The 3,050-nt window shown below is 65.8% G+C and carries 3 protein-coding genes; 1 reads left to right on the forward strand and 2 read right to left on the reverse strand.

What is annotated here, in order from left to right:
* On the forward strand, positions 1-1,302 hold a 1,302-nt coding region (gene recD2 / locus IE224_RS20565), incomplete at its 5' end, for an SF1B family DNA helicase RecD2 (protein ID WP_191313361.1).
* Positions 1,303-1,424: 122 nt separating this feature from the next.
* Here recD2 and IE224_RS20570 read toward each other — a convergent pair.
* The gene (locus IE224_RS20570) at positions 1,425-1,658 is read right to left on the reverse strand and encodes a zinc finger domain-containing protein (RefSeq protein ID WP_191313362.1); all 234 of its coding nucleotides are present in this window, start codon (positions 1,656-1,658) and stop codon (positions 1,425-1,427) included.
* 356 nt (positions 1,659-2,014) lie between these two features.
* A partial coding sequence (locus IE224_RS20575) for a DUF1173 family protein (RefSeq protein ID WP_191313363.1) occupies positions 2,015-3,050 on the reverse strand: 1,036 nt, incomplete at its 5' end.

Consider the following 3,050-nt stretch of genomic DNA (forward strand, 5'->3'; position numbering starts at 1 on the left):
GCCGGCCACCTCGGGCGCTTGGGCACCGGCCCCCTGCCCTGGCCCGCCATCGATGCCGATCGTGCCCTGCCCTGGATCGAGGAAAAGACCGGCCTCAGCCTGGCTCCAAGCCAGGCCGAGGCGATCCGCCTGGCGCTCAAATCCAAGGTCACCGTGATCACCGGCGGACCCGGCGTGGGCAAGACCACCATCGTGAATGCGATCCTGCGCATCCTCGCGGCCAAGGGTGTGAAGCTCCTGCTCGCAGCGCCCACCGGCCGCGCCGCCAAGCGGATGACCGAGACCACCGGGCTGGAGGCCCGGACCATCCACCGGCTTCTGGAGTTCGATCCCAAGGCCTTCGCCTTCAAGCGCAACGAGGACAGCCCACTTGATTGCGATCTGCTGGTCGTCGATGAAAGCTCCATGGTCGACGTGCCGCTCATGCAGTCGCTCATGAAGGCCGTGCCCACAACCGCAGCACTTCTGATGGTGGGCGACATCGACCAGCTGCCCTCCGTCGGACCGGGCCAGGTGCTGGCCGACATCATCGGCTCGGGAGCGGTGCCGGTGGTGCGCCTGACCGAGGTGTTCCGCCAGGCCGCGCAAAGCAGGATCATCACCACCGCGCATGCCATCAATGCCGGTCGGATGCCGGAGCTCGCGCGCCCTGACACGGCTTCGGACTTCTACTTCGTGCCGGCTGGCGATCCCGAAGAAGCCGTAGCCCGCATCGTGGAACTGGTCAGCCGGCGCATCCCACGGCGGTTCGGCTTCGATCCGATCAAGGACATCCAGGTCCTGTGTCCCATGAACCGGGGCGGTGTCGGCGCCCGGTCCCTGAACATCGAGCTGCAAAAGGCGCTGAACCCGGCCGGCGAGAAAAAGGTCGAGCGGTTCGGCTGGACCTTTGCGCCGGGCGACAAGGTCATGCAGATCGAGAACGACTACGACAAGGACGTCTATAACGGTGATATAGGCACCATTGAGGACGTCGATGCGGATGAAGGCGAGGTCGCGGTCGACTTCGACGGCCGCACGGTTCTATTCGCCTTTGGCGAACTCGACACATTGGTGCCGGCCTATGCCGCCACCATCCATAAGAGCCAAGGCTCGGAATACCCCGCCGTGGTCATCCCGGTGATGACCCAGCATTACACCATGTTGCAACGCAACCTCCTTTATACCGGCGTCACCCGAGGCCGGAAGCTGGTGGTGCTGGTCGGTCAAAAGCGCGCCGTGGCGATCGCGGTCAAGAACGTCTCGGGACGCCGCCGCTGGTCGAAGCTTGACGAGTGGCTGACTGCTGGTCCGGCGCGCTGACGGTATCCTGGGTCTTCAGCTTGTCAACGGACCGATCTCCTGCACCAGAAGCATACGACGTTCTCTGCGAGCCGAGAGGGCGGCGCATCCTCATCACAAAGCCGCCGCCTCCTTTGTCACCCTCAGTCCCGCTCGCGTCCATGGGGGTCGATCAGCCAACCGGTCGCGGCAGGAACGATGGCGGCAAGATCGCCATACTGCTCGACGAACTCACGGTCGGCCTCGGCCTGGCGCGCCCTGTGCAGATCGTGCGACAGCTGGCCGTTGGCGCCGCAGCACCATTCATCGGGCGCCTTGCCGCAGGTGGGGCATCCAACCGCCAGGGCCGGATGTTGATGCGCGGTGAAGTTGGGCATGGACGTGTCCTCCCTATGTCATGGAGATGGCGTGCAGCAAGGGTATGAGGCCTGCTGCCGAGGGCTTTGCCGCAACAACGGAGGGCTTCGGCGCAAGGCCACGCCTGGAGCCGGTCCCGGTCGTCGCCGGACTATCGTCCGAGGAAGTTCTGCGGCCTCTTTCTAGCATCATGGCCAAGAGTCTGCGCCTGGGCTCCCGGCAGGTCCAATGACAAATCGGAATCAATCCGCCAGCGGGGATTCGTCGCGCTGATGAATGACGCAAGCCTGATTGGTGTGTCGGCCGTGCTACTGGCTGCGGAACGGCAGTGTGACCCGGCTTCAGAGCGTGATCAATGTTTGCCCGAGGGCGTGGATCAGGTCCGTGCGCCATGGTCCACGCGCCGCGGGAGCTCCGGCATGTCGAAAACCCCCGCCGGCCAGTGCCAGGCCGGATAGATACCTTCTGCAGCAATCCGGCGCAGGTCCTCCTCCCGATCCGCCGCCATGTCCGGGGCCGGCGCATAGAGCGCGATCGGGCCGTCCCCATCGAGCAGCACGGCGGTGGCAATGGGCGCATCCACCGGCAGGTTGTAGGGCAGGCAGCGGACGAAATCCCGCTCGGCGAGGGCTTGGAGCAGCCCATGATCCCGCTCGCCCGCAAAGGGGATCCACCGGCCATCGACCGCCATCAGGGCAATCTCCCGGATCTCGGCGTAGTTGCCTTTCACGGCAAAGGTCGCGATGGCCATCAGGTGACTGTTCGGCGTGGCCTCGACGAGCCGCACCTTCCGGGCGGCAGCCCGGTCGAACCGCTTGGCCGTGTCGCTGTCGACGAAGACGGAAAAGTCCGGCAGATGCTTGAAGCGGAGCTTGCGGCCGTATTGCGCGGGCTCCTGTCCCTTGAGTTCGGCCACCAGCAGGCCAAGTCCCGTGGGCTTGCCCGCCACAGGCCGCAGCCTGTGGAGAAAGCGCCGCCGTTCGCCTGCCAGGCGCTCCTTGTCCTCGAGGACGTAGGGAGGCGGAACAAAGAGAATGTCCGACAGCGGCCCAGACCCGGTCCGGGCGCGGGCCGCCGCAAGGCAGAGCTCGCGGTGCACGATCCACCAGCTGCGCCGCCCGTAAGCCTTGCGCCATGTCGTCAGTCCCGCAGCGTCCCAAAGATAGTGCAAAAGGGCAAGGAGCCGCAGCCTGCGCGGGCTGGCGGTCACCGATACGGTATCCGCTTCATCCTCATCGGTGGGCGGCGACGGCCTGCTGCCGCGCAGGGACAGCGAAAAGCCGAGCCTGAGCATCGTGTCGCCTGCCTCGTCCGTGACGATGGCCTGCCCGGAGAGTGGCCCAAGCCCGGAGAGCTCGGCCGGATTGTTGTCGATCGCCACCCGGCCGTCTTCGAGGAACAGGCAGAATGAG

It is taken from the genome of Paracoccus aerius (assembly GCF_014656455.1).
GTDB classification, from domain to species: Bacteria; Pseudomonadota; Alphaproteobacteria; order Rhodobacterales; family Rhodobacteraceae; genus Paracoccus; species Paracoccus aerius.

What these genes read in the sequence shown, in the direction of transcription:
- IE224_RS20570 (WP_191313362.1), bottom strand. Translation starts at nt 1,658, where the DNA reads ATGCCCAACTTCACCGCGCATCAACATCCGGCCCTGGCGGTTGGATGC.